Below are 23,534 nucleotides of genomic sequence, written 5' to 3' on the forward strand. Positions count from 1 at the left end.
GCAGCTAAATGATCATGCTGCGCTACGTGGTGTATCGCTTTTTCACGATGCTGCTGACTTTGTTGGTGGTCTCGGTTCTGGTTTTTGTAATCATCAACCTTCCGCCCGGCGACTATCTGAGCAACCAGATCGCTGAACTTCAGGCCTCGGGCCAGTCGGCAGGTGTCGCAAAGGCAGAGTTCCTGCGCGCTGAATACGCTCTGGACCGTCCGATGTGGGAACAATACCTGATCTGGATGGGATTCTGGCCCGGACCGCATGGGTTTTCGGGGTTGATCCAAGGCAATTACGGGTGGTCCTTTGAATTTGACCGTCCCGTTTCCGAAATCGTCGGCGACACGCTTTGGTTGACGGTTGTGGTCAATCTGGCTGCGATCCTGTTTGTCTATGCCGTCGCGTTGCCGCTGGGCGTTATCGCCGCCGCGCGGTCCCGGACATGGATCGACTATACCTCGGCCTTCGTGGGATATCTGGGGCTGGCAACGCCGAACTTTTTGCTGGCGCTGATCCTGTTCTATTATGGCCACCAGTATTTCAACCTGCCGATCGGGGGCTTGATGGATCCCAGTTTCGAAGGCCAGCCGATGAGCTGGGAGAAATTGAAGTCCATCCTCATCCACCTGATCGTACCGACCTTCGTCATCGGCACTTCAGGGGCATCGGCGATGATGCAGCGTCTGCGCGCGAATATGCTGGACGAACTCGGCAAGCCCTATGTGGAAACCGCCATCGCGAAGGGCATGGCCCCTTCACGGATGCTGACCAAGTATCCGCTGCGGGTGGCCTTCAACCCCTTTGTCGCCGATATCGGCAACCTACTGCCGTCGATGGTGTCCGGCTCGGTTCTGGTATCGGTCGTTCTGGGCCTGCAAACCATTGGCCCTACTCTGCTGACTGCTTTGAAGACGCAGGATCAATTCCTGTCCGCGTTCATCCTGATGTTCGTCGCCCTGCTGACGCTGATCGGCACGATGATTTCGGATATCCTGCTGGTGATGCTGGATCCGCGCATTCGGTATGAGGGGCGCGAGGCATGACTGATCGTTCTGACAACCGCTATGTCGATGACGCGCCGTTTGATCCGCAGGCCTCGATTCAACAGCTGGAACGCGCCGATCTGGATGCCCCCAACTGGGTTCTTGTCTGGCGCAAGTTCAAAACCCACAAGCTGGGCCTGATCTCAGGCATCTTCCTGCTGTTTTGCTATCTAATGCTGCCCTTTGCCGGGTTTATTGCGCCTTACGGGCCAAATGACCGAAACGGAGAGCACCTGTACGCGCCGCCACAATCGGTAAACTGGTTTCACGAGGGTGAGTTCATCGGCCCACATGTCTATCCGATCGTCGCCGAGGCGGACCTTGAAACCTTCCAATGGAAGTTTGTCCCCGACACAGAAGACCCGCGCCCGATCCGGTTCTTCTGCGAAGGCTCTGAATACAAGCTGGCCGGTTTCATACCGTCGGACACACACCTGTTCTGCCCGCCAGAGGGGACAACGCTGTTCCTGTGGGGATCCGACCGTCTGGGCCGAGACATCTTCAGCCGTATTCTCTATGGCGCGCAACTGTCTTTGACGGTGGGTCTGATCGGTATCTCGGTGTCCTTCTTCCTTGGCATCCTGTTCGGTTCGATGGCCGGCTATTTTGGCGGGCGTATCGACTGGACCATCAACCGCGTCATCGAAATCCTGCGTTCGTTGCCGGAACTGCCGCTGTGGCTGGCCCTTTCCGCCGCCGTGCCTTCGAACTGGAGCCCGGTCGCGGTGTTCTTCATCATTTCGATCATTCTGGGCATCCTCGACTGGCCGGGTTTGGCGCGCTCGGTTCGGGCGAAGTTCCTGTCTTTGCGGGAAGAGGAATATGTCCGGGCCGCCGAGATGATGGGGGCAAGTTCGGGCCGTGTGATCCGCAAGCACCTGCTGCCCAACTTCATGTCGCACCTGATTGCATCGGCCACATTGTCGATCCCTGCCATGATCCTGGGGGAAACGGCGCTCAGTTTTCTTGGCCTCGGCCTGCGCGCACCCGCAGTCAGTTGGGGCGTGATGCTGAATGACGCGCAGAACCTCGCGTCGATCGAGATCTATCCCTGGACGGCAATCCCGATGCTGCCGATCATTGTCGTGGTATTGGCGTTCAACTTCCTTGGTGACGGGCTGCGCGACAGTCTCGACCCCTATCAGCAATGAGTCTTCTTGCCACGCTTCCCGCTGCCGACAGCTATCACAGGGTCGGTGCCGGTGTTCTGCCAAGCGCCTTTGCCGTTTCCGAATTGGCCACCGCCAGTTTCGCAGCCGTGGGGCGGGAAATGGCCCGGCTGATCCAGGCGATCAACCTGTCCACGAAGGCACCCGAAGTCTCGATCGATCATCGGCTGGCATCTCTGTGGTTCGGCTATTCCTTCAAACCAGAAGGTTGGGACATGCCCAGTTTGTGGGATACGGTCGCGGGCGACTACAAAGCCGCGGATGGCTGGATCAGGCTGCACACAAACCTGCCCCGCCATCGCTCTGCCGCGTTGAAAGTCCTTGGCACCCGGCCAGAGCGTGAAGCCGTGGCAAATGCTGTCAGGTCTTGGGCGATGTCGGATCTGGAAACGGCGGTTGTTGCCGAAGGTGGGGTGGCCGCTGCCATGCGCAGCCGGACGGAATGGCTTGATCACCCACAAGGCCGCGCCGTGTCGCGCGACCCTTTGATCGGATGGCAGGGACCGCGCTATGTCAATCTGCGCGACAGACCTCGGGCCACCGCTGATCGGCCTCTGGCCGGGTTACGGGTGCTGGATCTGACGCGCGTTCTGGCCGGCCCGGTTTCTACCCGAACGCTTGCAGGGTTCGGAGCCGAGGTCTTGCGCATCGACCCACCTGGCTGGGATGAACCGGGGGTGATCCCCGACATATCGCTGGGAAAGCGCTGCGCCTATCTTGATTTGAAATCCGAAACCGGCCTTGAACGATTGCATGGGTTGCTGGCTCAGGCGGATGTGTTCGTACACGGGTATCGACCCGGCGCGCTGGAGGCACTGGGTCTGACCCGGGCCAAACGTGACGAGCTGGCTCCGAACCGGATCGAAGTCACGCTGGATGCCTATGGCTGGCAAGGTCCATGGTCGACCCGGCGCGGGTTTGACAGCCTTGTCCAGATGAGCGCGGGTATCGCCCATGCCGGGATGGAGTGGGCGAACGCGGACAAGCCGACCCCGTTGCCGGTTCAAGCTCTGGACCACGCGACCGGCTATCTGATGGCGGCTGCCGTCCTGTCCGCACTGGCCGAGGCCGCATCAGGCAATTCCATCATGCACGCGCATCTCTCTCTGGCGCGCACCGCCGAACTTCTGGCCGTGCTCGGCAAAGACGAAGCACAATCCGCGCCCATCACCCCGGCAACAACGGATTACGGCACGGCGACGGAGGCGTCCGGCTGGGGGCCGGGCCATCGCCTCAACCCTGCGCTGAGGGTCGGCGAAGCGACGATGCGCTGGGATTTGCCTGCGTCGAAACTGGGCAGTTCAGAACCTGTCTGGCCGCTCGACGCCAACTGACCATCCGGTACGCAGCCGCGCCCCTATCGATCATCGCCCCCAGGGCCGATATCATCCAGGTAGTCCTCATCGATCGCGGCCTGCACCGCGCCTGTTACCGCCTCACGCTGTTTCGGCGTCAGGTCATCGGCCTCTTTGCCGTCCGCCAACCTCACGGTGACTTCGCGATGAGCGAATTTGATGCCTTCCCGCGCGAACAATTCGCGAATTTCCTGATAGACCTTCTTGCGCACCAACCACTGATCGCCCGGTTTGGTCATGAACTTGACCCGGATGATCATCGCTGAATCCTGCATCTCGATCACGCCCTGGGACTTCAACGGCTGTATGAAGTTTTCGCCGATCACAGGATCGCTCAGCAACTCCTGCCCCAGCTTCTTGATCAGCTTTCGCACCTTTTCCACGTCAGTGTCATAGGTCACGCGCAGCGGCAGTTTCATGATCACCCAGTCACGGGAATAGTTCGTCAGAACCTTGATTTCGCCAAAAGGAATCGTGTTCAGCGCACCAAGATGGTGACGCAGCTGGAAGGACCGGACCGAGATCTTCTCGACCGTTCCCTTGACGTCTCCGATATCGATGTACTCACCCTTCCGAAAGGCATCATCCATCAGGAAAAACGCCCCGGAAAAGATGTCTCGCACCAGTGTTTGAGATCCGAAACCGACAGCCAGGCCAACCACACCGGCACCGGCAAACAGCGGGCTGACATTGATACCAAGTTCCATGAGAACGATCAGCATGATGGTCACGACCACAACGGCCAGAATTGCGCCGCGGAACAATGGCAGCAGCGTCGCCAGCCGGCTTTGCCCGCCTTCCCCGCCCTCATCGCCCAGTTCGGCCTCGGTGCCATCATCTACTTCTTCCGCTATCTTGCTGTCGATCCAGATGCGAAAGAAATGAAACAGGATGTAGCCGATGAAAATGATGACCATTACATCCAGCACGCGTGCAACTGGCAGGTCCTCGCTCCAGTCCGCATCGGGATACCAAATCACCACAAGGGCATAGACACCAATCACAAAGGCCAGAATTCCGGCCACCCGGCGCGCCAGATCCTCATAGGTCAGAAGATACTGTTTGCGCTGTTCTGCCTCGGGCGTTTCCACGGGCTCGGCATCCGCTTCGGCAGCGGCGGTTTCTTCGTTTATCTCGTTGATCTTGCGCGAACGGTCAAAATACCGCTCCAGCACGTAGTTCATCGCACCATAGGCAACGACGACGGACATGAAGATCATATAGCTGCTTGCGATCAGCGGCAGCGGCGTTGGGTTCTCCAGTGCAAGATCAACCGCCAGACGGAACCAGCTGAACACGACATAGACGATCAGTGCAGGCGCCCAGCCGAAGGATACGAACCGCAACAACCACGAGACCTGATCCGGCGCTCTTCCGCCTCGGATCGCATTTGAAATGGCCCGGGCATTGAACAGGATCATCAGAATATTGCCGAAAGCGCCCACCATCGTCAGGCAGCCATAGACCATGGCGTAGACGTTGTAGTTCAGCCCGAAATCCGCAACCCAGGTCGAAAACAGAACAACCGTGATGTCATAGGTCGCGAGTGCCGAAGCCCACAGATACAGCCGCTTGGCGTCCCGGTCCGAGAACGGAGGCAGCCGGTATTGACTCAGGTAAGGTGACAATACCATCCGCCACAGATCGGACACCGTGCGCGACAGGAAGAACGCCGTGAAGATCGCCGTGACCGTGAACTGGATCGAGATATCGTCCGCTTCGCCAAAAAACAGGTATCCGACGATCAGGGCCATGAGCATGGCAAATATCGTCGCTCCGATCCCCATCAGGAACCGGAACAGAAGGAAGGGCATCTTTTCTCGGTAACCCTGCGGTTCATCCTTGATCCGCGCCACGACCCAGCGGCGCGCGATGCGTTTTCCGTATATCTCGATAGACAGCCAGCGGCCCAACAACAGGAACAGGATGTTCCAGCCCAGAACTTCCACATAGGTCTGAATGCGACCGTCCGGACTGGTCTGGCGCAGGATATACTTCACTTCGAACACCGAATACGGCAGCGCCTCAAGCCGTGATTGCATGGACTCACGGAATTTCGAGAACCGCTCCTGCGCCTTCATCAGCTGCGATCCCTCACCCATGGGATTGTTCGAATCGCCCGCCGCATCATCCGCGCCCGCATCCGTACCGCCTGCCGTTGTCACAACCCGCCCGGCGCTGTCGATGACGATCACACTGGCCCCGGCTTCGCTGGCGGCGCGAATTGCGGCAGCCAAGTCGCTTTCCTGCGTAGACGCAGACGAACTGTCCGCGTTGTATCCCGGAATCAAGGATGTTTGCGCTGAAACGCTGACCGGAAGCGCCAGTGCAAAAGCCCACAAAGCCAGAAGTGTTGCGGCCAGAAAGGTATGTTTCATGGGGTTTTGCATCCAGTTTTTCCGATAGCGGTCAGATTACAGAAGGGTTTCAGACAGTTCAAACACTCGGGCGCGCCCTGCTCAATATCGTGTTCGGGCGTGTTGTTGGCGCACTGCCTGATTCCGGATGTTTTCAATCTGGCGAAAATTGAATATGAACGGGATCTGTAGGCCCTGCCCCTTTGCCAGTTCACCGGTTCTTTTGCGATCCCTCTCAAGCCTTGGTGCGACATGACGCGATACCGTCAATATGCTGTTGCCAAATCGCAATGCTTGGAACATTTGCGGAAGAGCAATTCCTCCTTTGGCAAGCGTGACGGGGATATATACAGTAACGCTTGCAAACGCGCGGATTTCGAACCGGGATCAAGAAGACAGGCAACACTATGAGCCTAGGCAAAACCAATTCCAAACCGGGCCGCGCACCGCGTATCCTGTTTTACAGTCACGACACGTTCGGACTGGGCCATCTTCGCCGGTCCCGGGCCTTGGCGGCCGCGATCACGCAGGCGGACCAAAGCGCATCCGCGCTGATCCTGACGGGATCACCCGTGGCCGGACGGTTTACCTTTCCCCGTCGCGTTGACCACGTGCGCCTGCCCGGTGTCACCAAACGCGCAGACGGGTCTTATGCTGCACGCACGATCGGGATGGGCATCGAAGAAGTGACCGAGTTGCGGTCGGGTCTGATTCAAACCGCTGTTCAGCAGTTCGACCCTGATGTGCTGATCGTCGACAAGGAACCGACGGGGTTCCGGGGTGAGCTGCTTCCGACTCTGAACCACCTGCAACAGAACTGCGGAACCAAAATGGTGCTTGGGTTGCGCGATGTTCTGGATGAACCCGAAGTCCTGGCCGCCGAGTGGGCGCGCAAGGAAGCGGTTGAAGCCACCGAACGGTTTTATCACGAAATCTGGGTTTACGGTTTGCAGTCGATTTACGACCCGACAAAGGGGTTGCCGCTGAGCGCCGCGGCACAGTCCCGCATCCACTGGACGGGATATCTGCGCCGCGATCTTGGTCCGGTCGGCGAGCCTCCGCAACAACCCTATATCCTGATCACGCCGGGCGGTGGCGGCGACGGCAAGGCGATGGTCAACCTGGTCCTGTCTGCCTATGAAAAAGATCCAAACCTGTCGCCGCGGGCGGTTTTGGTCTATGGCCCCTTCCTGTCCGGTGAGTTGCGCGAAGATTTCGAAACCCGCGTTGCCGCATTGAACGGTCGCGTCACCGCCGTTGGGTTCGAATCCCAGATCGAAACGCTGTTCGCAGGGGCCGAAGGCGTCGTCTGCATGGGCGGCTACAACACGTTCTGCGAGGTTCTTTCCTTTGACAAACGCGCTGTCATCGTCCCGCGCACCACGCCCCGTCTGGAACAGTGGATACGGGCCTCGCGCGCAGAAGGGCTGGGCCTTGTCCGAATGCTGGATGAAAACCGGGATGGCCTGACGCCGGACGCGATGATCCGCGCCATTCGGGAATTGCCGCACCAATCCCTGCCGTCGCAGGCGATACAAAGCGGATTGCTGGACGGGCTGGACTATGTCACCGACCGCATCGAGAGCCTGCTGACCTGGGAACAGGAACGAGCCACCGGATGACCTCAGATTCTCCTCGATTGGCGGTTGTGGTCAAAGGCTGGCCACGACTGTCCGAAACGTTCATTGCGCAGGAACTTGTCGCCTTGCAGGAGGCCGGGCATCGCTTTGACATCTGGTCTTTGCGGCACCCGACCGATACGAAACGCCATCCCTTGCACGACCGGTTCACAGGACGGGTCCGATACCTGCCCGAGTATCTTCATGACGAACCCAAACGGGTCTGGGCGGCACGGACCCTTGCCCAAACGCTTCCCGGTTACGACAGGGCCTATCGGATCTGGCGCAAGGACTTGAAGCGCGACCCGACACCCAATCGCATCAGACGGTTTGGGCAAGCCTGCGTTCTGGCCGCGGAATTGCCTGCCCGGACGCAAGGGTTGTACGCTCACTTCATGCACACGCCGTCATCCGTTGCCCGTTACGCCGCCATCATGCGCGGATTGCCGTGGAGCTTTTCGGCTCATGCCAAGGATATCTGGACGTCGCCGGATTGGGAAAAACGTGAAAAGCTGCAAGCCGCATCCTACGGGGCGACGTTTGGCGCCACCTGCACAGCCATCGGAGCCGAGCATCTGCGCAGCCTGGCCGATGACCCCAAGCGCGTGGACCTGATCTATCACGGTTTGGACCTGTCTCGCTTTCCCAAACCTCCGACGCGAAAGCTGCGTGCTGTGAATGATCCTTTTCACATGATTTCCGTCGGGCGGCTGGTCGAGAAGAAAGGCTTCGATCGTCTGATCGCGGCTTTTGCATTGCTGCCCGATGACCTGAACTGGCACTGGACCCATATCGGCGGCGGCGCATTGGGTGACGTTTTGCGGGCACAGGCGAACGCAGCCGGCATTGCGAACCGGATCACCTGGAAAGGGGCTTGCGACCAGCCCGAGGTCATCGCAGCAATGCGCGATGCCGACCTGTTCGTGCTGCCTAGCCGCATCGCGAAGGACGGAGACCGCGACGGGTTGCCGAATGTGTTGATGGAGGCCGCGTCTCAGTTGTTGCCAATCCTGTCGACACCGGTCTCGGCGATCCCCGAGTTTATCGAAACCGGAACACATGGGGTTCTGTCCGATGACGCCCCCTCTGCACTTGCGGAAGCCGTGGAACGTTTGTCAGCCAATCCGCAGCAAGCGTCACAGATGGCGCATGCGGCGTATGATCGCCTGATCGCCGAGTTCCGGATGGCCCCCGGCATCGCACGGCTGTCGGAACACCTCAACTCCATGTGCATGGAAAACGCGTAATGGCGCGGGTCGCGTTTTATGCCCCGATGAAATCTCCTGACAGCCCGAAACCTTCGGGCGACCGTGAAATGGCCCGGAATCTGATGCAGGCGCTGACCGCCGAGGGTGATACGGTCGATCTGGCGACCGACTTGCGCATTTATGACAAAAACGGCGACGAAGACCTGCAACAAGCCCTGAGGCGCGCGGCAGAAGATGAAGCGAAACGACTTGTCTCTGACATGCCATCAGATACCGATTTGTGGGTGACCTACCACAATTATTACAAGGCACCTGACCTGCTGGGTCCTTGGATTTGCAAGGCGCGTGGCATTCCCTATGTGCAACTGGAAAGCACCCGCGCATCCAGTCGGTTAAACGGACCGTGGGCTGAGTTCGCCAAGGCGGCGCATCAGGCCTGCGATGCAGCGGATGTGATCTTTTATCATACAGCCAACGACCTGATCACTTTGGAGCGGGATCGCTTTGGCGATCAGGCTTTGGTCGAATTGCCTCCGTTCCTGCCGATCTCGGAACTGCCTCCGGCCGCTACAGGTGGCGCACCCATGCTGACCGTCGGCATGATGCGGCATGGGGACAAGCTGGCGTCCTATCAGATATTGTCCGAGGCCCTGGCGCATTTGACCGGGGACTGGCACCTGAACATCGCAGGAGACGGCCCGGCGCGCAGGCAGGTTGAGGCGCTGATGGCGCCGTTCGGACAGCGGGTGCGTTTTCTGGGTCAGCTTGACCGGGAAGAACTGCAACGCGTCTATCAACAATCATCTCTGCTTGCATGGCCCGGAGTGAATGAGGCTTACGGCATGATTTACCTCGAGGCGCAGGCTGCGGGATTGCCTGTGGTCGCTCAGGATCGGCCCGGCGTACGCGATGTTCTGTCCCCGGCGGCCTATCCATTCGTCGAAAGTGGCGCCAGGGGATTTGCGGATGGCATGCAGGCCCTTTTGTCGGATTCCACGCTGCGCCACACTCTGGGCGCTGCGGCACGCAACTACGTGGCAGAGCGCCACCTGATGCCACAGGCGACCGAGCGCTTGTGGGCAACCCTCCGCCCCCTGCTGAAGGACGTATCATGACCCGGCTTGCACTGCTCCGCCACGGGCACACCCATTGGAACCGAGCGGGACGGATCCAGGGGCGCAGCGACATACCGCTGGACGATGACGCCCGAGCCGAATTGGCGGGCTATGGATTGCCACAGGACTGGGCCGAGGCTGACATCTGGTCCAGCCCCCTGCACCGCGCCAGTGAGACGGCGCAAATCGTGACCGGTCGCGACCCGAAAACCGCGGACGCGTTGACCGAGATGAACTGGGGCGATTGGGAAGGTCAGCGCGGGGTCGACCTGATCGCGGACGCATCCAGCGGATATCGTCATATCGAGCATTGGGGCTGGGATTTCCGTCCACCAAACGGGGAAAGCCCGGCCGAGGTTCGGGACAGGCTTCGCCCCTGGCTGTCCGCGCTGCGGCAGGATACGGTCGCGGTCTGCCATATCGGTATCATGCGGGTCATTCTGGCTTGGGCATGGGGTTGGAATTTCGAAGGACCTGCCCCCTTTAAGATCAAACGCAATCGGCTGTATATCGTCGACATGAAGACCATGACCGCCGACGCCGACCCCGTTCGCCTGATCAAATACGAGGCCCCGCAATGAAGGTGATGATCATCGTCACGCACCTGTTGGGCACCGGGCATCTCAGCCGGGCGCTGACATTGGGGCGGGCCTTTCGGGATGATGGGCACGACGTCATGGTCGTGACGGGTGGCATGCCCGCGCCGCAATTGGACAGCACGGGCATGACCCTGTTCGGCTTGCCGCCACTCAGGTCAGACGGAACCAACTTCACCCGTTTGCTGACCGAAGCCGGCGACGAGGCTGACGCGGCCTATCACGCCAAGCGCGAGGCCGCCCTGGTGCAGGCGGTTAACAGCTTCCAGCCGCAGCTCCTGATCACCGAGCTTTACCCCTTTGGTCGCCGATCACTGTCGGCCGAGTTCGATGCGGCCCTGAATGCGGCAAGCGCGTTGCCTGAGCGTCCCGTCATTCTCGGATCGGTCCGCGACATTCTGGCTCCGCCCTCCAAACCCGCCAAGGCCGAGCGCGCGGATGAAATCGTGTCTCGGTATTATGACGGCATTCTGGTTCATTCGACCGAAAGCGTTACGCCCCTGTCGGTCAGCTGGCCGGTGTCGGACCGATTGGCCAAGCGACTTCACTACACCGGCTTTGTGGCGCCTGCATTGCCCCAACCTCACCCCGACGCGGCGGGCCAGGATGAAATCCTGGTCAGCGCTGGCGGCGGATCCGTCGGGCAACCGATCTTTCGCGCGGCCATCGAGGCCGCCAGAAAGATGCCCAACAGGCGCTGGCGCCTGCTGATCGGTGGAACGGATGCAAAGGCTCGGATCGCGGAATTGTCCCGGATGGCCGAAGGTGCCTCGGTTGTTCTGGAACCGGTGCGGCCGGATTTCCGCCAGATGCTGCCCCTGGCAGCGGCATCGGTAAGCATGTGCGGCTACAACACTGCCATGGATATCCTTCAAAGTGGCACCCCCGCCGTGTTTGTGCCTTTCGACGACGGCAAAGAGGTGGAACAAGGGCTGCGCGGGCGAAGCCTGTCCGATCTGCCCGCAATCGAAGTTCTGGAAAGCAGAGCATTGAGCGGGGCGACATTGGCTCGGGCGGTGGAGCGTGTCGTGGCCGACGGCCCCCGTGTACAACAGGATTTCGGTTTTGACGGGGCCATCCAATCCGTCCACATCGCCAAGCGCCTGCTGGAGCAGCGCACATGAACCCCGACTGGCGCCCACTTGACGTCGAGTTGAACCATTGGCGTGCCGAAAGCTTGCCCTTGCCTGTGTGGTGGCGCGATGATGATGCCATTGCGCCAACACCGCAATTGGACCGCCTTTCCGAGCTGGCCGACAAACTGGGCCTGCCCGTGCATCTGGCCGTCATTCCACGCGACGCGACGCTCGCGCTGGCGGAATACGTTGCCGCGCGCGCGTCTCTTGTTCCGGTCGTACACGGGTGGGCGCATACAAACCATGCGCCCCGCGGCGAGAAGAAGGCCGAGTTTCGGCTCGACCGTCCGCTGGACGTGATGGTGACGGATGCGCAGGCCGGGATGGCGCGTCTTCGGTCCGTGTTTGGTGACAATATGCGACAGATGTTCGTGCCCCCCTGGAATCGCATTGCACCCGAGATGGCCAAGCAGTTGCCAAAGCTGGGATACCGCATCCTGTCCACCACAACGCCCCGCAAATCACGTCTGGTCGCACCGGGGCTTGAGCAGATCAATACCCACCTTGATCCGATCAACTGGCGCGGATCGCGTGGCCTGATCTCCCCCGACGCCCTGATCGCACAGACTGCTGGTCTTCTGCGAGATCGACGCGAAGGCCGTTCAGACAACACCGAGCCCTTTGGCATATTGACCCATCATCTGGTCCATGATCAGGACATCTGGACCTTTACCGAGGCCCTGTTGCGCAAATTGCTGAGCGGGCCTGCCACAGCCTGGGTCGCGCCAGAGAACGAATGAGGACATCACCATGAGCCGATTGGATTCCATGCTGCGCCGACTGACGGCCCAACGCGACGGATTGAACTGGGCGGCCGAGCGGATCAGTGGCCAGCCGGGGGATGTGCTGGATATGGGCCTGGGCAATGGCCGCACCTATGACCACCTGTGTGAAATCCTGCCAGAGCGCCGGATCTGGGTGATGGATCGGGTCCTGCAATGCCATCCGGACAGCACCCCCCCGGCCGAGGATTTCCTGCAAGGTGAGGCTGAACCGATGCTGCTCAGACTGGCGGCCGACGGGCATAGGATCGCGCTGGCGCATTACGATTTCGGACGCGGCATCAAGCACGAGGACGTCGCCGAAGCAGAGCGTCTCAGCCCGCTGATCGCGAAAGTCATGCAGCCCGGAGGGTTGTTGATTTCAGGTCAGCCCCTGGTCGGCTTTGCCCAGATCCAGGGGCCCAAGACAATCGCCCCGGACCGGTACCTGTTCTACACGGCCTGATTACGCCACGCGTCGACCGCGCACCCAGACCGAACTCGGGACGGGTACGCCCGCGCGCATCCGGAAGCGGATGACATCGGCGCGGGCGTCGGCGCGCAACTCGCCCCGCTTCTCCAACCCTGCCGCCCGAGCCGGGGCCAGCGTTACTGTCTTCATCCCCCGCGCCAGGTCGCCCCAGATCTCGCCCAGCCTAACCGCCGACAGCAACAAGGCCGACGGCACATAATCCGAAGACAGGATGTCCAGATACCCAAGCTGGGCCAGCTCGTAGGCAGCAACATTGCCTGAATGCGACCCCCCGCGGATTATGTTCGGCGCGCCCATCATGACTCGAATGTCGTTCTTGTGGCAGGCGCGTGCCGCTTCGACGGTTGTGGGGAATTCGGCCAGACGGATGCCGTGACCTGCGGACACTTTCACCTGATCTTCAGTCGTGTCGTCATGGCTGGCCAATACTGCTCCGAAACGGCGGGCAGCTTTGACAGCTTCGACCTCGTGCAGTGCGCCATTGCGATCTCGAAGCCCTTTCAATTGCGCCACGTGCTGAAGGAACGTATCATCGTCCATGGCATATTTGCCCTTCAGATAGGTCTCCAGCTTGCCCATATCGCGAAACTGACGCTGACCGGGTGTGTGATCCATTATGGACACAATGCCAACCCTGTCTTCCGGTCCAAATTCGCTCAGCTCTTCAACCAGAGTTTCCGAACACAGCTCGGCCCGCAAGTGCAGAAAGTGGCTGATCTTGAGCGCATCCTGTTCGCGCAGATCCCACAACTCCTGCGACAGGCCACGGGCGTATTTCCCATACCGCCGCGCGCCCGACGGTATCGATCCAACCCGCATGGCATCGAACACTGTCGTGATCCCGGCGCCGGCCAATTCCGCATCATGCGCAAGAATTGCGGCGGCATGGGGCCAGTTCACCTGTGGGCGGGGTTGAATGTGACGTTCAAGGTTGTCCGTGTGCAACTCGACAAGGCCGGGGCTGACATAGTCGCCTTCGCAATCTATCGCGCCCGCGGGAACCCTGTTTCCGGTGTCGATTTCAGCGATGGCGTCACCCACAATCCGGACACTGCCGGTTACGGTTTCATTCGGCAATACAAGCGTGGCATTGGCAAGGATCAAGTCTTCTGTCATCTGAACTTCACGCATGTTGAGACCGAGGAAAGCCACGCAAGAGGAGGCCGATATGACATTCACGCGATACGCGATCTATTTTGCGCCGCCCGCGGGCCCGGAATGGGCGAAATTTGCAACCAGCTGGCTGGGTTGGGACATCGAGGCGGGAAAGCCCGTTGCCCATCCGATTGTCGAAGGCATCGACGTTGCAGCCATCACGGAGGTGCCGCGCAAGTACGGGCTGCACGCGACACTGAAGCCACCGTTCAGACTGCGCGACGGCAAAACATTCGATGCCCTGCAAGAGGCGTGCAGCTCGCTCGCCTCCCGCCAACCACCTGTGTCGCTGGATGGCCTCGAGATCGCGCGGTTTGGGCGTTTTCTGGCCCTGCGTCCGCTGGGTGAGACGCGGGCGCTGAATGCGCTTGCCGCGGCCTGTGTTCGGGAACTGGACAGTTTTCGTGCGCCTACCTCCGAGGCCGAACTGGCCCGCCGCCGCGCCGCCGGGTTGACCCCAGAGCAAGACGCCAACCTGGTTCAGTGGGGCTATCCTTACGTACTGGACGCGTTCCGCTTTCACATCACGCTGAGCGGCAAGCTGGACAAACCGACCCTGAGAGCAACTGGGAACGCGCTGCAAACCCATCTGGTCCCACTGCTGCCCCAGCCCTTCCAGATCACGGATCTGGCCCTTACGGGCGAGGCTGAGGACGGGCGCTTCCACCTTATCCATCGCTATGGGCTTTCCGGTTGAAGGTGCGACAGAATTTCGGCAACCGTATCTTCCATCGCACCGGAGTTGTCGATTTCCAGGACCTGGTTCAAACCTTTGGGCAAAGACGTTTGGGCCCGGTCCAGACGCCGCGTCTGTTCCGCCTTGCTTTCCCGCCCTCTTAAGGACAGGCGTTCGGACAGAACCTCGGGCTTTGCCGTCAGGGATATCACGAGCAGATCACCAAACACCTCCTGCGCCTGAAGCAACACCGTTCGTGACAGGTTGACCAGAACGGCCTCGGCCACCTGCCGCTGCCGCGTGATTGTCTTCGGCACACCGTAATACAGCCCATGCGCATGCCAACTCAGCGCAAACGCACCATCCCGTTCCATTCGCTGAAATGTATCGACCGAGACCCGGTCGAAATCTTCGCCGTCTTCGCCTTCGGGGCGGGTAATCACCCGCCGCAGCCGCTGAACACCCGACGCCCGGGCCACCAGCGCGTTTATTACGCTATCCTTTCCGACCCCCGAAGGACCCACGACCGCTATGACCGGAGCAAGCGTCATGCAGCCATCCCCGGCGTGTAGTCCGAGACATCGACCTCGCGGTCACAGACCCGTTCGCGTGCGTCGAGATCGTGAAAAATCCCGACAATCGTCACGCCCTTGTTCTTGGCCTCTTCGATCAGGGACAAGACGGTTTCCCGGTTCTGCGCATCCAGGCTTGCGGTCGGTTCATCCAACAGCATTGCCGGATATTCATGCGCAAAGCCCCGCGCAATGTTCACTCTCTGCTTTTCGCCACCCGAGAAGGTCGTCGGGCTGAGGGTCCACAGACGTTCGGGAATATTCAGCCGTTTCAGCAACCCGGCTGCCCTGTCCATTGCCACTTGCCTGTCACAGCCCACGGCCAGCAGCGGCTCTGCCACAACGTCCAGCGTCGGCACCCGAGGCACGACCCGCAGGAACTGGCTGACATAGCCCAAGGTGTCACGACGCAGCAACAGGATCTGCCGCGGTTCAGCCCGGGCCACGTCCAACCCTGCGACCAGCACCTGACCAGAGGCCGCCAGATAGTTGCCGTAGATCACACGCATCAGCGTGGATTTGCCTGCACCCGACGGCCCGGTCAGGGCGACGCACTCACCCGGTTCCACTTTCAGAGACGCGCCTTTCACCACCGGGATCGTGGCGCCGCCCTGATTGTGCAGGGTGAAGCTTTTGCTGACGTCAACAAGTTCAATCATCGCTTCATCTTTCTCCAAAGCCTCAAACCTGCAAAACGCTGGACACCAGCAACTGCGTATAGGCATGTTGCGGGTCGTCCAGCACCTGATCCGTCAACCCGGCCTCGACCACGCGACCGCTTTTCATCACCATCAACCGATCCGCCAGCAGACGCACCACGGCAAGATCATGGGTAACGATGATCGCACTCAACCTCATCTCACGCACGAGTCCGCGCAACAAATCCAGCAAACGCGCCTGCACCGACACATCCAGACCACCGGTCGGTTCGTCCATGAACACCAGCCGAGGACCTGTCACCAGATTGCGCGCGATCTGCAAACGCTGCTGCATCCCGCCCGAAAACGCGCTGGGGCGGTCATCGACGCGGCTCTCGTCAATTTCGACCCGGGCCAGCCAGTCAATGGCCTTGCCCCGAATGCTGCCATAGTGGCGCCCGCCGACAGCCATCAGCCGCTCGCCAATATTGCCTCCTGCGCTGACAGACATCCGCAACCCGTCGCGCGCGTGTTGATGGACAAAGGCCCAGTCGGTGCGGCTCAGCATCCGGCGCTCTGGCTCGGACATTGTAACCGTATCGACCGGGCCGTCTGCACGGGTATCAAAAACCACCTGCCCGGCGTCAGGCTTCAGAAGACCGGCCATACAGTTGAGCAAGGTCGACTTGCCGGACCCACTTTCACCAACGATTCCCATTACTTCTCCGGGGAAGAGATCAAAACTCACATCCGCGCATCCGATCCGGCGGCCATAGCTTTTTTTAATGCCTTTGACTTGCAGCAGAGGGGTCATTGCGCGTTCCCTTCGGCCAATCGACCTGCATGGCCCGCCTCGCGGCGTGACCGGCAGTAATCCGTGTCGGAACAGACAAACATCCGGTTGCCCGCGTCATCCGTGATGACCTCATCCAGATAGCTGTCTTCGGCCCCGCACAGGTCGCAGGGATGATCGGCCTTGGTGGCCTCGAACGGGTAGTCCTCGAAATCGAGGCTCACGACTTTGGTATGCGGGGGTACCGCGTAAATCCGCTGCTCGCGCCCGGCACCAAACAGCTGGATCGCGTCCATCTCAAGCTTTGGATTGTCGAATTTCGGAATTGGGGACGGGTCCATGACATAGCGTCCAGCCACGTTCACCGGATAGGCATAAGCGGTCGAAATCGCCCCGTGCTGGCTGATATCCTCGTACAATTTCACATGCATCAGCCCGTATTCCTCAAGACTGTGCATCTTGCGCGTCTCGGTTTCGCGCGGTTCCAGAAAGCGCAGAGGTTCCGGAATCGGCACCTGATAAACGATGATCTGGTCTTCGCGCAGTTTTGCCTCGGGGATGCGGTGGCGGGTCTGAATGATTGTGGCCTGTTCCGTCTTTTCCGTGGTGGCGACCCCTGCGGTGTTTTCAAAGAACTTGCGGATGGATACCGCGTTGGTGGTGTCGTCTGCGCCCTGATCGATCACCTTGAACGTATCCTCGGGCGTCAACGTCGCGGCTGAAACCTGTACGCCCCCGGTACCCCAGCCATAGGGCATCGGCATCTCGCGGCTGGCAAACGGCACCTGATACCCCGGTATGGCCAGGCCTTTGAGGATCGCCCGCCGGATCATCCGCTTGGTTTGTTCGTCCAGATAGGCGAAATTGTACGCGCTCATAAGCAGCCTCTTTCTGCAAGAGCGCGTTCAAGCGCGTGCGGCGCGGTGAAGTGGATCCCATCCATGCCCACCGCACGCGCGCCTTCGACATTGTGCAGCCCGTCATCGATGAAAATGCAGTTCTCGGGTGAAAGCCCGGCCCGCTTGCACAGCAGATGGAAAATCTCTGGCTGAGGCTTCAAAAGCTTCTCCTGCCCAGACACGACGGTGACACCAAACACTTCGCCCAATTCGGGATGTGCCCCCACGCCGACAGGCCAGGTTTCCGCTGACCAATTGGTGATCGCGTGAACCGGAGTGCCTTTCTCTTTCAGGCGGTAAAGCAGGCGCCAGCTTCCCTCGATCTTTTGCGGAACGGTTCTGGCATAACGTTCAACGTAAACACTGAGGCGCTGCCGATCTTCCGCATTTTCCAGTTCAGCGGCCAGATCGGCGAACATCTCTCCTCCATCGGCCCGCAGGTTGCGTTCGGGGAAATTGATGCGCGCCAGGAACTCTGCCACCGCCTCGCGGCTGCCCATCTCCTCCAGCCATGCCAGATGCGGATCCCATTTGACCAGAACGTTTCCGATATCAAAAACGACGGCTTTCATTCCATGGCCTCCTCTGACATGCGCTCTTGGGCCTTTCGGCGCAGTTTGCGGACCAGTTCCAGCTCGGACTGGAAATCGACGTAATGCGGCAGCTTGATATGTTCGAGAAAGCCGGTGGCCTGAATGTTGTCTGCATGGCTCAGGACAAATTCTTCATCCTGCGCGGGCGCGCCCACGTTGTCTTCACCCAACTCTTCCCACCGCAAGGCCCGATCGACCAGCGCCATCGCGATGGATTTTCGTTCAGACTGGCCAAAGACCAGCCCATAGCCCCGCGTGAACTGTGGCGGTTCCGTTTTCGAACCAGTGAACTGGTTCACCGTCTCACATTCGGTCAGCTCGACCTCGCCGATATCGACGGCAAAGCCCAGCTCGGGGATGTCCAGCTCAACCACGACCTTGCCGATACGCAATTCTCCGACAAAGGCGTGGTTGCGGGCGTAACCGCGCTGGGTCGAATAAGCCATGCCCAGCACAAAGCCCTCATCCCCACGAGTCAGCGACTGAAGGCGCACCGGGCGGGTGGACGGGAACTCCATCGGTTCACGGGTCAGATCGCCCGGAACGTCATCGCGGGCAGGTTCATCCTGAATGATACCCTCGCCTTTCAGGAATGCGGTAATATGTGGCATCGGTTCCAGCCGCACAGGGCCTTCAGGCGCCTTTGGAACTTCGCCCTCGGCCGCCAGCTTGAAATCCAGCAATCGGTGGGTGTAGTCGAAGGTTGGCCCCAGAACCTGACCACCGGGGGCATCTTTGAACGTGGCCGAGATCCGGCGATCACAGGCCATGTCGCCGGTTTTGACGGGGTTGGAACAGCCGAAACGAGGCAGGATCGTGCGGTAAGCGCGGACGAGGAAAATCGCCTCGATCAGATCGCCGCGCGCCTGTTTGATCGCGAGCGCAGCAAGGTCGGGATCGTATAACGACCCCTCGGCCATGACCCGGTTCACCGCAAGGCTCAACTGTTCACGGATCTGCGCAAGGCTCAGTTCCGCGACATCTGTCGCACCGCGGCGTTCTTCGGCAAGCCACGCATGGGCATTCTCGATGGCTTTTTCGCCCCCTTTGACCGCGACATACATGGCTTACCCTTTCGACCTGATTTGCGTGCTACGCGGCAGAGCCGCGACCGCCTCACCGCAGGTGAAGAAAAAATCACACCCCAAAGGGTAAAGCAGCGCATTGCTCTGAAGACCCGGAACATCCGGCAGAGAAAGCCGCGCCGTGTCCCGGATGCCGGGGCCGCTCAGAACCGCACCGTTCTGCTCCAGCCGCCTGCATTCCACAACAAGCGTCGCGGACCGGTCCGGGTATTCCGGCGTCCCGATACGATAGGTGTTGAGCGGCGCCAGTGCATTCCACGTACCAAGGACAAAATCAGCCTCTTCCGCCGCCACTATCGGTGCACCCGTGTGAAAGGTCAGCCATTCGCGCACCACTTCGGTGTCGGCTTCACCCGCCAGGTGAACGTTTGTCTCGGCGTCGCAAAGCGTCAGAAGCAGCGTGCCGGCCGCAACGGACAGGGGCGCAGGTGGTTCACAGCCAGTCAGGGCGCGGATTTCACCCGGACGCGCCATGACGGTCATGGCCGCGCGGAATGCATATGCCGCGTCGACAGGTGCGTCTTGAAAGCCCCCCGAGAACCGCATTTGATCCGGCATCAGTCTTCCCCCCGAGCCAGCGTGAAAAACTCGACCTTGGTGGCCGCTGCCTTTGCGGCGCGCGCTGTCTTGATCGACTGCATTTGCAGCCTCAGCGGATCAAGCAGCCGTTCCTGCAAATCATCCGCAGCGGCCGTCTGCATCATCGCATCAATCAATGCCGCCGCTTCTGCCTTGGATTTCGACCTGCCCTGAACATATCCGTGACCGACCGTACCATCCTGCAACACGACCGAGCAGCGCGTAACGGTCATTTCGCCCAGGTTGAACAAAGCGCCGGTTCCTCCGATGCGGCCACGCACCATGACACCACCCACTTCGGGCCTGCGCAGCCATTCGAAACTCGGACAGTCCCGAATGCCGTCCCACAGCGTCATCAGGGCGGCGTCCGGCGCGCGCGCCAGCAGACCCATCCATTCCTTCCGGGCGTTGATCCCGATTTCCGTCTGGTTTGCCATCAAAGCCTCTTGGACAGGTTGTCTACATGAACTATACAACTAGACAAATATTAACCGACAGGTTGTCAAAACGCAATCTGCGACCGTTTGAAGGTTTGGTGAAATGAGCAAAACGCCGATCTGGAAAAGTATTGCCCTGCGCCTGACCTCGGACATCGCCGAGGGGCGCTATCAAACCGGAGATCGCCTGCCGACCGAAGCCCAGCTGGCCGCCACCTACGGCGTCAACCGCCACACGGTACGGCGCGCTTTGGCTGACATGTCTGATCAGGGTCTGGTGCACGCTCGGCGCGGTGCGGGCGTTTTTGTTGCGGCACGGCCAACGGATTATCCGATCGGCAAAAGGGTGCGCTATCACAAGAACATCTCGGCCAGCGGCAAGATACCGGGCAAGAAAATCCTGGCTTTGACCACGCGCATCGCCGATGAAGCCGAAGCCGAAGCTCTGGGTCTGAACAAGGGTGATCCAGTGCATGTCTATGACGGATTGTCCCTGGCAGACGGGCAGCCCATAGCCCTGTTTCAAAGCGTTTTCCCCGCGGTACGATTTCCGGATATCTTACAGACATTGACCGAAACCCAATCCGTCACCAAAGCGCTGCAAGCCTGCGGCGTCAGGGATTACGTCCGCGTGTCGACTCGCCTGACCGCGCGCGGGGCGACCGCAACGCAGGCGCTGCAACTTCAATTGTCTGAAGGTGCTCCTGTTCTCTTCTCGGTCGGCATCAATGCCGACCCGGATGGACGGCCAGTCGAGTACGGCCGCACGGTTTTCGCGGGTGAGCGTGTAACGCTGACCCTGAACGAGGCATAAGCGAACACAGGTTCTCAGCCGCATCCGACCGCCGGTCCCAGGTCTCAGCCCATCGGGTCAGATGCCGCGCGGTGAGAGTTTTGTGGCAACACGGCGTTTGCGGGGGCTATCCATCCCACCGGCGCAGGGGTATACGCATCCGCGACTCTTCAGCTGAAACGAGGCCACCATGAGCTTTGACCGCACCATCAAGATCGCGCCGTCTATCCTGTCCGCCGATTTCGCCAATTTCGGACAGGAAATTCAGGCCATCGAAGCGCAGGGCGCCGACTGGGTTCATGTTGACGTGATGGATGGCCATTTCGTTCCAAACCTAACCTTTGGCCCTCCAGCCGTGAAAGCCTTTCGCCCGCATGTGAAAACGGTGATGGACGTTCACCTGATGATCACGCCGGTCGATCCCTACATCCAGGCCTATGCCGATGCCGGAGCGGACATTCTGACCGCACATGTCGAAGCTGGCCCTCATACCCATCGCACCTTGCAGGCCATTCGCGGCGCCGGAATGAAAGCCGGCGTTGCCCTGAACCCCGGCACCCCAGCCGAAGCGGTCGAGCATCTGCTGGACCTCACGGATCTGGTTTGCGTGATGACCGTGAACCCCGGCTTTGGGGGCCAGAAATTCATCGACATGACCGGCAAGGTCAAAAAACTGCGTCAGATGATCGGTGATCGTCCGGTGCATATTGAAATCGACGGTGGCGTCGACCCGAAAACCGCTCCGCTTGTGGCAGCGGCAGGTGCGGATGTGCTGGTGGCCGGTTCCGCGGTGTTCAAGGGCGGATCGGTTTCAACCCCACAGGTCTACGGAGACAACATCCGTGCCGTCCGAGCAGCTGCTGAATCAGCACTGTCCTGATAAGCAATCACCAGCGGCTGTCAGCCGCTGGTATGGATCACAGCCCTTGTCAAGCAAGGACTCCAGTCCGCGCGGAACGCGCCCAAAAAAGGCGCTCTGCCCGTTTCCTTGACTTTGCGGTTGAGAGGATGACAGACGCGCATCACCACCCTTCATCAAACCCAATTGGCGGGAAACATCCCACCTTGACGCTCTTGTTGAGAACCCGCGTGTATTGGTGAGGTTCGCAGGACTTGGCAGAGGGCGAAATGCGACCAGGACCCCAATACGGTTTGTAAAATGGGTGATGAGCCACCGCGCAACGTAAAAACCGATAGACCCTACCCAGTTTCAGGATCGTTTTGGGATTGACCCAGTTCCGCCAACTCGCTCCAAACCGCATCCGGAATAGCCCAGTTGGCCCATTCGAATGTTTGGTCCACATGTTGCGGCCATGTCGCCCCGCAGATTGTTGAAGCAATGTCTGCGTTCTTGACTGAGAACTGCAACGCAAGCGCCCCCAACGGTACATCGTAACGAGAACAGATACTCTCAACTGCACGAACCGGGCCCAGAACGGCTTCGGTCGCCTGCTGATAGACGTAATAATGATGAGCAGAACTTCCCTTGGCCAAAATTCCTCCGGAATAGGGCGCCGCATTCAGAACCGCCACACCATTGGACCGCGCAAGCTCGATCATTGGAGCGGAGTTCACGTTGACCACCGTATGCCTGTTGTGTGTCAGAAGGACGTCAAACTCGCGATCACGCAGCATCGGCATCAGGACGTCAATCCGGCCGCCTGCAAGCCCCACTGCCTTCGCCAGACCTTCTTCCTTGATCCGGAACAGCTCATCAAGTGCACCGCCGGTGCCGGTCACTTCCGAAATATCTGCAGCGTATTCGGGGTCATGTAGATGGAGAATATCCACCTGTTCCACCCCGAGGGCCTGAAGACTTGCTTCAAGTGACCTTCGCGCTTGTGTCGCATCAAACCTGTTGCTCTCCATGTCCCGGTCCAGTTTCGTGGACAGAACCCGGCCTTCAGGCCACCCCCCCAGTTCACGAATGACTTGCCCGATACGCTCTTCACTTCGACCCATCGCGTACCCACGCGCTGTGTCAATGAAGCCATCCGGGCGCTGGAGAATTGCCCTTATTGTGTCCAGCGCACGGCCTTCGTCTACCTCGTACCCATATATCTGAGGTATGCTTCCCAGGCCTGTTGAACCGAACCCTATTTGCGGCAGCCTGACTCCAGTCCGGCCGATTTCAACATGCTTGGTCATCCCACCATCCTCCCCTACAGGACATTTCTGACTGCAATTGTGTCGAGGGTCGCCGTTCAACGCAAGCTTGGCGTATTGGCATGCTGTCTTGAAATCGAGGCAAGCATGGCATTTGAGTCCTAACAAAAAGGGCGCCCCGCGGGGCGCCCTTTCCGTCTGATCAGTCGCTTGCGCGAATTACTCGATGATCTTCGACACAACGCCGGCGCCGACGGTGCGGCCGCCTTCGCGGATGGCGAAACGCAGGCCGTTTTCCATCGCGATCGGCGCGATCAGCTCAACGCCGAACGACACGTTGTCGCCGGGCATGACCATCTCGG

At 59.9% G+C, this 23,534-nt stretch carries 24 protein-coding genes and 1 pseudogene; 13 read left to right on the forward strand and 12 right to left on the reverse strand.

The window, feature by feature from the left end:
• Positions 1–8 precede the first annotated feature (8 nt).
• From GS612_RS14940 to GS612_RS14950, 3 genes are read left to right on the forward strand one after another with little or no spacing between them, the layout of a single operon-like run.
• Positions 9–1,037, forward strand: a complete 1,029-nt coding sequence (locus GS612_RS14940; RefSeq protein ID WP_152457137.1) for an ABC transporter permease — start codon at positions 9–11, stop codon at positions 1,035–1,037.
• Positions 1,034–2,188, forward strand: coding sequence for an ABC transporter permease (locus tag GS612_RS14945; protein ID WP_171232653.1), 1,155 nt, complete (start codon positions 1,034–1,036; stop codon positions 2,186–2,188). Before GS612_RS14940 ends, GS612_RS14945 begins: the two co-directional genes overlap by 4 nt.
• Entirely contained in the window at positions 2,185–3,540 is a 1,356-nt protein-coding gene (locus tag GS612_RS14950; protein ID WP_171641388.1) for a CoA transferase, read from the forward strand. Before GS612_RS14945 ends, GS612_RS14950 begins: the two co-directional genes overlap by 4 nt.
• A 23-nt stretch (positions 3,541–3,563) precedes the next feature.
• Here the strand turns inward: GS612_RS14950 and GS612_RS14955 are convergent, their stop codons facing one another.
• Entirely contained in the window at positions 3,564–5,939 is a 2,376-nt protein-coding gene (locus tag GS612_RS14955; RefSeq protein ID WP_171641390.1) for a mechanosensitive ion channel family protein, read from the reverse strand.
• Positions 5,940–6,325: 386 nt separating this feature from the next.
• Between GS612_RS14955 and GS612_RS14960 the strand changes: the two genes are divergently transcribed.
• From GS612_RS14960 to GS612_RS14990, 7 genes are read left to right on the forward strand one after another with little or no spacing between them, the layout of a single operon-like run.
• Positions 6,326–7,540 (forward strand): glycosyltransferase family protein, encoded by a 1,215-nt coding sequence (locus GS612_RS14960; protein ID WP_171170974.1) that lies wholly within the window; start codon positions 6,326–6,328, stop codon positions 7,538–7,540.
• A complete protein-coding gene (locus GS612_RS14965; RefSeq protein WP_171641391.1) occupies positions 7,537–8,784 on the forward strand; it encodes a glycosyltransferase family 4 protein in 1,248 nt (415 codons plus the stop codon). The genes GS612_RS14960 and GS612_RS14965 overlap by 4 nt, the downstream gene beginning before the upstream one ends.
• Positions 8,784–9,860: a glycosyltransferase family 4 protein gene (locus GS612_RS14970; RefSeq protein WP_171641393.1), complete on the forward strand. Its 1,077-nt coding sequence runs from the start codon at positions 8,784–8,786 to the stop codon at positions 9,858–9,860. Before GS612_RS14965 ends, GS612_RS14970 begins: the two co-directional genes overlap by 1 nt.
• Positions 9,857–10,441 (forward strand): histidine phosphatase family protein, encoded by a 585-nt coding sequence (locus GS612_RS14975; protein ID WP_152457131.1) that lies wholly within the window; start codon positions 9,857–9,859, stop codon positions 10,439–10,441. Before GS612_RS14970 ends, GS612_RS14975 begins: the two co-directional genes overlap by 4 nt.
• Positions 10,438–11,580 (forward strand): glycosyltransferase family protein, encoded by a 1,143-nt coding sequence (locus GS612_RS14980; RefSeq protein ID WP_171641395.1) that lies wholly within the window; start codon positions 10,438–10,440, stop codon positions 11,578–11,580. The genes GS612_RS14975 and GS612_RS14980 overlap by 4 nt, the downstream gene beginning before the upstream one ends.
• Positions 11,577–12,332 carry a polysaccharide deacetylase family protein gene (locus GS612_RS14985; RefSeq protein ID WP_171641397.1) on the forward strand — a complete coding sequence of 252 codons (756 nt, stop codon included), beginning with the start codon at positions 11,577–11,579 and terminating at the stop codon, positions 12,330–12,332. Before GS612_RS14980 ends, GS612_RS14985 begins: the two co-directional genes overlap by 4 nt.
• A gap of 10 nt (positions 12,333–12,342) precedes the next feature.
• A complete protein-coding gene (locus tag GS612_RS14990) occupies positions 12,343–12,819 on the forward strand; it encodes a class I SAM-dependent methyltransferase (RefSeq protein WP_171641399.1) in 477 nt (158 codons plus the stop codon).
• Here the strand turns inward: GS612_RS14990 and GS612_RS14995 are convergent, their stop codons facing one another.
• The gene (locus tag GS612_RS14995; protein WP_171641439.1) at positions 12,820–13,962 is read right to left on the reverse strand and encodes an alpha-D-ribose 1-methylphosphonate 5-triphosphate diphosphatase; all 1,143 of its coding nucleotides are present in this window, start codon (positions 13,960–13,962) and stop codon (positions 12,820–12,822) included.
• A gap of 52 nt (positions 13,963–14,014) precedes the next feature.
• On the opposite strand from GS612_RS14995, the gene GS612_RS15000 reads away from it, so the two are divergent.
• Positions 14,015–14,698, forward strand: a complete 684-nt coding sequence (locus GS612_RS15000; protein WP_171641401.1) for a DUF1045 domain-containing protein — start codon at positions 14,015–14,017, stop codon at positions 14,696–14,698.
• Here the strand turns inward: GS612_RS15000 and phnN are convergent.
• Genes phnN through phnG form a run of 8 tightly spaced genes read right to left on the reverse strand, consistent with a single transcriptional unit; the run spans position 14,680 to position 20,273 of the window.
• A complete protein-coding gene (gene phnN, locus GS612_RS15005) occupies positions 14,680–15,228 on the reverse strand; it encodes a phosphonate metabolism protein/1,5-bisphosphokinase (PRPP-forming) PhnN (RefSeq protein WP_171641403.1) in 549 nt (182 codons plus the stop codon). The two genes, GS612_RS15000 and phnN, sit on opposite strands and share 19 nt — an antisense overlap.
• Complete coding sequence (gene phnL, locus GS612_RS15010) at positions 15,225–15,908, reverse strand: phosphonate C-P lyase system protein PhnL (protein ID WP_171641405.1); 684 nt, start codon at positions 15,906–15,908, stop codon at positions 15,225–15,227. Before phnL ends, phnN begins: the two co-directional genes overlap by 4 nt.
• A gap of 22 nt (positions 15,909–15,930) precedes the next feature.
• Entirely contained in the window at positions 15,931–16,701 is a 771-nt protein-coding gene (gene phnK / locus GS612_RS15015; RefSeq protein ID WP_171641407.1) for a phosphonate C-P lyase system protein PhnK, read from the reverse strand.
• The gene (locus tag GS612_RS15020; protein WP_171117299.1) at positions 16,698–17,558 is read right to left on the reverse strand and encodes an alpha-D-ribose 1-methylphosphonate 5-phosphate C-P-lyase PhnJ; all 861 of its coding nucleotides are present in this window, start codon (positions 17,556–17,558) and stop codon (positions 16,698–16,700) included. The genes phnK and GS612_RS15020 overlap by 4 nt, the downstream gene beginning before the upstream one ends.
• A complete protein-coding gene (locus tag GS612_RS15025) occupies positions 17,555–18,151 on the reverse strand; it encodes an HAD family phosphatase (RefSeq protein WP_171641409.1) in 597 nt (198 codons plus the stop codon). Before GS612_RS15025 ends, GS612_RS15020 begins: the two co-directional genes overlap by 4 nt.
• A complete protein-coding gene (locus GS612_RS15030) occupies positions 18,148–19,236 on the reverse strand; it encodes a carbon-phosphorus lyase complex subunit PhnI (protein WP_171641411.1) in 1,089 nt (362 codons plus the stop codon). The genes GS612_RS15025 and GS612_RS15030 overlap by 4 nt, the downstream gene beginning before the upstream one ends.
• Positions 19,237–19,239: 3 nt before the next feature.
• Positions 19,240–19,815 (reverse strand): phosphonate C-P lyase system protein PhnH, encoded by a 576-nt coding sequence (phnH, locus tag GS612_RS15035; protein ID WP_171641413.1) that lies wholly within the window; start codon positions 19,813–19,815, stop codon positions 19,240–19,242.
• The gene (gene phnG / locus GS612_RS15040) at positions 19,815–20,273 is read right to left on the reverse strand and encodes a phosphonate C-P lyase system protein PhnG (protein WP_171641415.1); all 459 of its coding nucleotides are present in this window, start codon (positions 20,271–20,273) and stop codon (positions 19,815–19,817) included. The genes phnH and phnG overlap by 1 nt, the downstream gene beginning before the upstream one ends.
• Before the next feature lie 103 nt (positions 20,274–20,376).
• On the opposite strand from phnG, the gene phnF reads away from it, so the two are divergent.
• The gene (phnF, locus tag GS612_RS15045; RefSeq protein ID WP_171641417.1) at positions 20,377–21,087 is read left to right on the forward strand and encodes a phosphonate metabolism transcriptional regulator PhnF; all 711 of its coding nucleotides are present in this window, start codon (positions 20,377–20,379) and stop codon (positions 21,085–21,087) included.
• Between the two features lie 169 nt (positions 21,088–21,256).
• Positions 21,257–21,946, forward strand: coding sequence for a ribulose-phosphate 3-epimerase (gene rpe / locus GS612_RS15050; protein WP_152457116.1), 690 nt, complete (start codon positions 21,257–21,259; stop codon positions 21,944–21,946).
• A gap of 320 nt (positions 21,947–22,266) precedes the next feature.
• Here rpe and GS612_RS15055 read toward each other — a convergent pair whose 3' ends face one another.
• Both GS612_RS15055 and tuf read right to left on the reverse strand, forming a co-directional pair.
• Positions 22,267–23,214 carry an aldo/keto reductase gene (locus tag GS612_RS15055; RefSeq protein WP_171363627.1) on the reverse strand — a complete coding sequence of 316 codons (948 nt, stop codon included), beginning with the start codon at positions 23,212–23,214 and terminating at the stop codon, positions 22,267–22,269.
• A 177-nt stretch (positions 23,215–23,391) separates the two neighbouring features.
• Positions 23,392–23,534, reverse strand: a pseudogene (gene tuf, locus GS612_RS15060) (elongation factor Tu); the annotation flags it as partial.

The sequence above is a fragment of the Ruegeria sp. HKCCD6157 genome (assembly GCF_013110685.1).
Classification (GTDB): domain Bacteria; phylum Pseudomonadota; class Alphaproteobacteria; order Rhodobacterales; family Rhodobacteraceae; genus Ruegeria.

What these genes read in the sequence shown, in the direction of transcription:
- GS612_RS14995 (WP_171641439.1), bottom strand. Translation starts at nt 13,962, where the DNA reads ATGACAGAAGACTTGATCCTTGCCAATGCCACGCTTGTATTGCCGAAT.
- GS612_RS14955 (WP_171641390.1), bottom strand. Translation starts at nt 5,939, where the DNA reads ATGAAACATACCTTTCTGGCCGCAACACTTCTGGCTTTGTGGGCTTTT.
- GS612_RS14940 (WP_152457137.1), top strand. Translation starts at nt 9, where the DNA reads ATGATCATGCTGCGCTACGTGGTGTATCGCTTTTTCACGATGCTGCTG.
- GS612_RS15055 (WP_171363627.1), bottom strand. Translation starts at nt 23,214, where the DNA reads ATGACCAAGCATGTTGAAATCGGCCGGACTGGAGTCAGGCTGCCGCAA.
- phnG (WP_171641415.1), bottom strand. Translation starts at nt 20,273, where the DNA reads ATGGCAAACCAGACGGAAATCGGGATCAACGCCCGGAAGGAATGGATG.
- GS612_RS14985 (WP_171641397.1), top strand. Translation starts at nt 11,577, where the DNA reads ATGAACCCCGACTGGCGCCCACTTGACGTCGAGTTGAACCATTGGCGT.
- GS612_RS15025 (WP_171641409.1), bottom strand. Translation starts at nt 18,151, where the DNA reads ATGAAAGCCGTCGTTTTTGATATCGGAAACGTTCTGGTCAAATGGGAT.
- GS612_RS14990 (WP_171641399.1), top strand. Translation starts at nt 12,343, where the DNA reads ATGAGCCGATTGGATTCCATGCTGCGCCGACTGACGGCCCAACGCGAC.
- GS612_RS15020 (WP_171117299.1), bottom strand. Translation starts at nt 17,558, where the DNA reads ATGAGCGCGTACAATTTCGCCTATCTGGACGAACAAACCAAGCGGATG.
- GS612_RS15030 (WP_171641411.1), bottom strand. Translation starts at nt 19,236, where the DNA reads ATGTATGTCGCGGTCAAAGGGGGCGAAAAAGCCATCGAGAATGCCCAT.
- GS612_RS14970 (WP_171641393.1), top strand. Translation starts at nt 8,784, where the DNA reads ATGGCGCGGGTCGCGTTTTATGCCCCGATGAAATCTCCTGACAGCCCG.
- GS612_RS14980 (WP_171641395.1), top strand. Translation starts at nt 10,438, where the DNA reads ATGAAGGTGATGATCATCGTCACGCACCTGTTGGGCACCGGGCATCTC.
- GS612_RS14945 (WP_171232653.1), top strand. Translation starts at nt 1,034, where the DNA reads ATGACTGATCGTTCTGACAACCGCTATGTCGATGACGCGCCGTTTGAT.
- phnL (WP_171641405.1), bottom strand. Translation starts at nt 15,908, where the DNA reads ATGATTGAACTTGTTGACGTCAGCAAAAGCTTCACCCTGCACAATCAG.
- rpe (WP_152457116.1), top strand. Translation starts at nt 21,257, where the DNA reads ATGAGCTTTGACCGCACCATCAAGATCGCGCCGTCTATCCTGTCCGCC.
- phnK (WP_171641407.1), bottom strand. Translation starts at nt 16,701, where the DNA reads ATGACCCCTCTGCTGCAAGTCAAAGGCATTAAAAAAAGCTATGGCCGC.
- phnF (WP_171641417.1), top strand. Translation starts at nt 20,377, where the DNA reads ATGAGCAAAACGCCGATCTGGAAAAGTATTGCCCTGCGCCTGACCTCG.
- phnH (WP_171641413.1), bottom strand. Translation starts at nt 19,815, where the DNA reads ATGCCGGATCAAATGCGGTTCTCGGGGGGCTTTCAAGACGCACCTGTC.
- GS612_RS14960 (WP_171170974.1), top strand. Translation starts at nt 6,326, where the DNA reads ATGAGCCTAGGCAAAACCAATTCCAAACCGGGCCGCGCACCGCGTATC.
- GS612_RS14965 (WP_171641391.1), top strand. Translation starts at nt 7,537, where the DNA reads ATGACCTCAGATTCTCCTCGATTGGCGGTTGTGGTCAAAGGCTGGCCA.
- GS612_RS15000 (WP_171641401.1), top strand. Translation starts at nt 14,015, where the DNA reads ATGACATTCACGCGATACGCGATCTATTTTGCGCCGCCCGCGGGCCCG.
- GS612_RS14950 (WP_171641388.1), top strand. Translation starts at nt 2,185, where the DNA reads ATGAGTCTTCTTGCCACGCTTCCCGCTGCCGACAGCTATCACAGGGTC.
- GS612_RS14975 (WP_152457131.1), top strand. Translation starts at nt 9,857, where the DNA reads ATGACCCGGCTTGCACTGCTCCGCCACGGGCACACCCATTGGAACCGA.
- phnN (WP_171641403.1), bottom strand. Translation starts at nt 15,228, where the DNA reads ATGACGCTTGCTCCGGTCATAGCGGTCGTGGGTCCTTCGGGGGTCGGA.